Source organism: uncultured Nostoc sp., from assembly GCF_964245575.1.
GTDB lineage: Bacteria > Cyanobacteriota > Cyanobacteriia > Cyanobacteriales > Nostocaceae > Nostoc.
The window spans coordinates 25,470-31,469 of the sequence record NZ_CAXTNP010000065.1 but is presented as its reverse complement, the minus strand read 5'-3'; the positions used below and the strand labels follow the sequence as shown (position 1 = coordinate 31,469).

Annotated in this window: 5 protein-coding genes and 2 pseudogenes; 2 read left to right on the top strand and 5 right to left on the bottom strand. The window is 42.5% G+C overall.

Translation table 11 applies throughout. From position 1 onward, the window contains the following. Positions 1-50: 50 nt before the first annotated feature. From ACFFAP_RS12905 to ACFFAP_RS12890, 4 genes and pseudogenes are all read right to left on the bottom strand, one after another. A pseudogene (locus ACFFAP_RS12905) lies at positions 51-725 on the bottom strand (collagen-like protein); the annotation flags it as partial. 252 nt (positions 726-977) lie between these two features. Beyond that, positions 978-2,000 (bottom strand): NADP-dependent oxidoreductase, encoded by a 1,023-nt coding sequence (locus ACFFAP_RS12900; protein ID WP_375511589.1) that lies wholly within the window; start codon positions 1,998-2,000, stop codon positions 978-980. A gap of 358 nt (positions 2,001-2,358) precedes the next feature. Further along, positions 2,359-2,748 (bottom strand): VOC family protein, encoded by a 390-nt coding sequence (locus ACFFAP_RS12895; protein WP_375511588.1) that lies wholly within the window; start codon positions 2,746-2,748, stop codon positions 2,359-2,361. A gap of 46 nt (positions 2,749-2,794) precedes the next feature. Further along, entirely contained in the window at positions 2,795-3,208 is a 414-nt protein-coding gene (locus ACFFAP_RS12890) for a GNAT family acetyltransferase (protein ID WP_375511587.1), read from the bottom strand. Positions 3,209-3,359: 151 nt separating this feature from the next. On the opposite strand from ACFFAP_RS12890, the pseudogene ACFFAP_RS12885 reads away from it, so the two are divergent. Further along, positions 3,360-3,902, top strand: a pseudogene (locus tag ACFFAP_RS12885) (dienelactone hydrolase family protein); the annotation flags it as partial. 90 nt (positions 3,903-3,992) lie between these two features. Beyond that, complete coding sequence (gene ssuD / locus ACFFAP_RS12880; protein WP_375511586.1) at positions 3,993-5,129, top strand: FMNH2-dependent alkanesulfonate monooxygenase; 1,137 nt, start codon at positions 3,993-3,995, stop codon at positions 5,127-5,129. A 418-nt stretch (positions 5,130-5,547) separates the two neighbouring features. On the opposite strand, the gene ACFFAP_RS12875 is transcribed toward ssuD, so the two are convergent. After that, the gene (locus tag ACFFAP_RS12875) at positions 5,548-5,907 is read right to left on the bottom strand and encodes a VOC family protein (protein WP_375511585.1); all 360 of its coding nucleotides are present in this window, start codon (positions 5,905-5,907) and stop codon (positions 5,548-5,550) included. Positions 5,908-6,000 lie beyond the last annotated feature (93 nt).

Here is a 6,000-nt window from a genome sequence, read left to right as displayed (position 1 = left end):
GCAAGCGGACGCTGTTTTCCCATGTGCATTTCCAGATTAACTCACTGGGGATTCACAATACTCAAAGTTCCTAAGTGCCCTTGGCTACCATTGCTACCATCACTGCCATCTCGCCCATCGTTACCGTCGCTACATCTATAAACCTTGTCTGTACACTTGTAATCAGGGCTACCAGGAGTTCCCTTGCAGGTTTTCACTTTCCATCTCCGTCTTTGACAGTTGCAACCCTCAGTACCGTTGCCACCTCTACCGCCGCGCCCGCCTTCTCCACCAGTTGCCCGAATGGAAACGTTCCGTAAGTCTGCCAAATTGCTGTAATACACTGTGAGGAAACCACCATTTCCTCCATCTCCTCCTTTCCCACCGTTACCGCCATTACCACCATCTGGTGCATTTATGTTGTGGCTGACGTTATCAGGTTGGGAACCACAGTCAGGTTGATCACCATGTTCTCCATCTTCCCCGTCTTCACCATCTTTACCGGACAAGTCAAGATTAACGGGTGAAGTATTGACAAAAATATTTTGGTTTTCAGCACTGCCACCATCTCTACCCTCACGTCCATCACTTCCTGTGCGTCCATCTCTGCCATTATTTCTGGCTACTTTATAGTATTCGTCAGAGGCAACGGCTGGACATAAAACTGAACCAGAGGCAGGCAAAAAGCTAGTAAATAAGCAGAATGTCAGCAGTAGTGGCAGCTTACTCCTAAAACCATTGGGCATCTAGTTACACCTAAAACTTTAGTTGAATTATCTACTCTTGACGCTGACTTTCAACAATTTGCTCCCTCTTGTCCAGTAATGTGCTATTGATATCATGTCCGCATAATGAGTTATGCTAACCACAGTCATTACACCCCACTCTCAACCCCTCCCCGATGCTTTGGCGGGGTGGGGTTCTTCGGGTTTAATAAGCAATCAAGCGGACATGATCTGATTTGCGTCAACGTAGGACACACCTAGCTTAATAGCCGATTAAGCTGCTGTTGGGTCGTCATTGACCTTAACAATCAGCTTGCCAAAATTATCACCTCGAAGTAAACCGATGAATGCACCAGGAGCGTTTTCTAAAACATCAGCTACATCTTCTTTATACTTGAGTTTACCAGACTGCAACCATCCAGAAACATCACGCAAAAAATCATTAAACTGATGTTGATAATCACTAACTAAGAAACCTTTGATTAAAGCTCGTTTGATTAGTAGTGGTCTTAAATTAGGCCCTGGTGGAGTAGATGTAGCGTTATACTCCGAAATCAAACCTACTAGTGGAATTCTTGCCCCAAGGTTGATCTGCTGCAACACAGCTTCTAAAATTACACCTGCTGTATTGTCATAGTAAACATCAATGCCATTAGGAGCAGCTTCTTTGAGGGCTGAATCAAGTTCTTGAGTTTTGCGATTAATGCCAATATCAAAACCTAATTCTTTAACTATATAATCCCGCTTATCGTCACTCCCGACAATTCCCACGACTCGCGCACCTTTAATTTTGGCGATTTGACCTGCTACTGCACCCACAGCACCAGAGGCGGCTGAAACCACAACAGTTTCACCTTCTTTGGGTTGACCGATATCAAGCAGAGCAGCATAAGCAGTCAGACCAGGCATACCCAGTACACCTAAACTATAGGATAAAGGTGCTTGAGTAGGATCAAGTTTACGCAGTGTCTCACCCTTAGATACAGCATAAGTTTGCCAACCGTTATTGCTAAGAACAAAATCCCCAACTTGAAATTGAGGATGATTTGATTTAATTACTTGGCTGACTGTCCCACCAACAATAACTGAACCCAACTCTACTGGTGCAGCATAAGACTTACCTCCACTAATACGACCACGCACGTAAGGGTCGAGAGATAGATAAATGGTGCGGCTAAGAATTTCGCCTTCACCTGGTTCGGGAGTTGGTGTTTCTACTAAAGTAAAATCACTCTCTTTGGGTTCGCCAACTGGACGACTTTTAAGGATGATTTGTTTGTTAATTAAATCAGACATAAGTTATTTTCCTCTAAATTAATCTGACTATTCGTAGCCATACAGATGTGTGTGTCCCTTCAGAAAACATTTCTAACTTTAGTGTGACACTTACGAAAAATATTATCAGTTAAGTCAGCTTAATTAAACATCGCTTCAAACTCGTATTCAATAACGTTGAGTTGAATCTGCTAGACTATTTAAATAATTTGCATTCAATATTTGATAATTTAACTTAGTTAATTATTGATTGAAAAATTTGCTATTTCTCCACTCAATTCAGAAAATCCTGTAAATATAATCATCCCATAGTTTACCCTTTAACTCGTGATGCGATCTTAAAATTCCATCTCTATGAAAACCAAGCTTTTCAAATAGTTTAACTGAGGACAAAAGTACTCTTGACAAACTCTGCGATTTCTATCCGATTTCCACCAGGATCGCGGAGGAAAAACCGCACACATCCTGGAAGTGGTCGTTGATCGGGAATAATTTCTACCCCATGTCCTTTTAGATGTGCCTCAAAGGCTTTCAAGTTATCGACTTGGAAACAATAATGTCGTCTAGATGCTTGGTTATTGGCATTTTTCTCTCTACTAACGTGCAGTTCAATGTCTCCCAACTTGTACCACGCTCCTGAATCGTTTTTCATTACCTCAGGTCTGGGAATTTCAGTCAATCCTAAAACTTTGCTGTAGAAAGACAGCATTGCATCCTCCACCTCAAGAGGATAAGTTACCTGAATATGATGAACTGCATCAAGCTTCATAAATTTTTCTCCTAGTTTGGGTTAAATTTGGCAACGCTACAATTACCTATGCGACAAGCTTTCCCATACTGATGCGTTCTTCAACGAGATAGCCAAGTTTCTTATAAAACTCAACTACTTCTGCGTTGGAGACACGAACTTGAAGATTGATTTTGAGGCATCCCATCGCTATCAATACCCTCTCTGCGTGACGCACTAGCTTGCTACCAATACCCTGCCGTTGATACTGAGGACTGACCGCAACTGTGTATAGCCAACCGCGATGCCCGTCATATCCTGCCATTATAGTGCCTACAATTACAGAGTCAATCTCAGTAATGAAAAACAATTCAGGCTGTACAGCAAGCTTCTGACTGATTACCAATTTTGGGCTGCTGTGCGACGGGTTATTAGGAAACACCTCATCCCACAGAGCGCTGACTGATTCAGCATCAGATTCTTGGTATGGTCTTATATTCATCTACATCTCTAAATCAAAGGACTTGCCTTTGCACATTGTTTGTGAAATACTACTCTTTAAACTACGGTAAATCGATATTATTTTAGTTGTATTGTACCAAACTTACCATAAAATATTTCGTCCTCAAAGCAATTACAGGCTAATCCTTAAGATGACAAACACAGAGATTCGCACCGCTCAAGTTAAAGTCCCTAATGGAGATTTGCAAATTGATGCTTATTTAGCTGAACCAGTACAAAAGGGAACCTTCCCAGCCGCGATCGTAATCCAAGAAATTTTTGGGGTTAATATTCACATTCGGGAAGTTGCTGAGAAACTTGCCAAAGAGGGATATGTGGCGATGTCTACGACGGGCTACGCCTACGCCCCGACTTTATTTCAACGCACCGCTCCCGGTTACGAGGGTGGATACACCCCTGAAGATATCCAGCAAGGGAGAGGGTATAAGGAACAGACAACAGCAGAGGAAATATTGAGTGATATTAAGGCTGCGTAGGCGTAGCCCGTCGTAGACATCGCCTACTTAAGAACTTTACCAAATGTGCAAGGAGATGCGTTGACGCGAAGCGGCTTGCCGTTAGGCATCGGCTCCATTGGTTTCTGCTTTGGTGGTCACGTCGTTTATCTAGCTGCCACTTTACCAGATATTAAAGTTACAGCTTCCTTCTATGGTGGCGGTATTGCCAACTCAACTTAGTATCAAGGAAGCGATGCTGACTAGCGAACAATATGCAGCCATCACACCAGAAACTCTCAGTCAGAAATAGCGCCAGGAGATAGGAACATGGAAGTTTTTTGGTATTTACCTACACAGGGAGACGAGCGTTATTTAGGTACTACAATTGGTAGGCGGCCAGCCACTTATCCCTATATGCAGCAAATAGCTCAAGCTGTTGATAAATTGGGCTATGGCGGGATGTTGATTGGTACAGGACAAAAACAGGATACTTGGATTGTAGCTACTTCGTTAATTTCAGTTACGGAACGCTTGCGGTTTCTCGTAGCCTTCCGCCCAGCAATTATGTCGCCTTCTTTAGCTGTTAGAATGGCTGCGACTTTTGACCAGATTTCTAACGGAAGAATTATTCTAAATGTTGTCACTGGTGGTGATACAAAAGAACTTGCTAAAGATGGGATTTTCTTAAATCACGATCAGCGTTATGAACTCACAGATGAGTTTTTGACAATTTGGCGATCGCTCATGCAAGGTGAAGAAGTAACCTTTAATGGTCGTCATCTGAAAGTTAAAGGCGCTAAACTCCAATTTCCTCCCGTACAAAACCCTTACCCCACCTTATATTTTGGTGGTTCTTCAGATGCTGCGCTCCAAGTTGCTGCCAAACATATTGATGTGTATTTAACTTGGGGTGAACCACCAGATCAAGTTGCCCAAAAGATTACAAAGGTACGCCGATTAGCAGCAGAACAAGGTAGAACAGTCCGCTTTGGAATTCGGATGCACATCATAGTACGTGAAACTACGGAAAAAGCGTGGGATGCAGCTAATGAACTGATTCAGTATGTGGATGATGAAACCATAGCTGCTGCACATCGGCGGTTTGCTCAATCTGAATCAGAGGGACAACGCCGCATGGCTCAACTGCATAAGGGTAATCGCCAAAACTTAGAAATTAGCCCCAACTTATGGGCAGGTGTTGGCTTAGTGCGTGGAGGTGCTGGTACTGCCTTAGTTGGAGATGCAGAGACAGTTGCAGCGCGAATGCTGGAATATGCCGATTTAGGAATTGATACCTTTGTTTTCTCAGGGTATCCCCATCTTGAAGAAGCCTATCGAGTTGCAGAATTGCTGTTTCCTCGCTTACCAGTGCAAACACCAGGCATCGCATTATCACAGCAGATTGCAAGTACATTCAGTGAATTTGTTACTAAAACAGATTTACTCAAACCACAGCCAGTATAAGCAATTCATAATGACGCTCCTGCCTTGCTAACGTAATTCGTAATTAAGAAAGTCAGTTTGAAAAAGTTGGTATAACTAAAGGTCTGTTATGCACAGAGTATGAAGCACGAACCCTGCGCGAAAATCTCGGTTTACCTCGTCCAGTAAATCAGTTTAGCAAAGTTCCTACTCGTGAAGCTGCGATCGCCTAACTTTTTATCAAGCAAGTTTTGCAGCAAAAAGGCTCAAGCATTCCTGCCTGAGCCACAATTAAATTCAATTTATAGATTAGCTTTAAGAGCTTGGATATGGTGGTAAAACCTTGTGATAAAGAATTGTTTTGACGTAGCAGTGCTACGTCTCTACAAGGGTTATGGGTAACGCATATTTAATTTCACCAGATGTCTAATGTCAATATCTTTTTTAGGCTAAAATTTAATCAAGCAAACTCAACATACTCAATAATGGTTCCATCAGGATGCATCGCTCGCATATTGATTCCAGTGGGAACTTTGTTAGCTTCCGCCAGAATCACTGCACCCTGCTGAATAAGTGCTTCTCGAAAATCATTGAGTGAGTCAACAACAAATGTTGCGTGTGTACTCTTGAATGAAGAGAGTGCTTCTGCCGAACCAGCAATTAAAAGAATAGAACCCACACCTGCGAGTTCCAACTCAGCCTCGGAATATTGAAACCACAACCAACATTTTTCTGTAAAGAGGTTTTCATAGAAAGCGATCGCCTCATCCAAGTCCATCGGACTAAGATAGACTCTAGTTAGTACTTTAAGAATTTGCATTGCAAACTGTCTGTTAGGCAGCTAGTGGATTTTATTTTGCTTACTCGGCAACCATAGTTAACTAAGATTGATCAAGAAATAGCCTATCTTCAA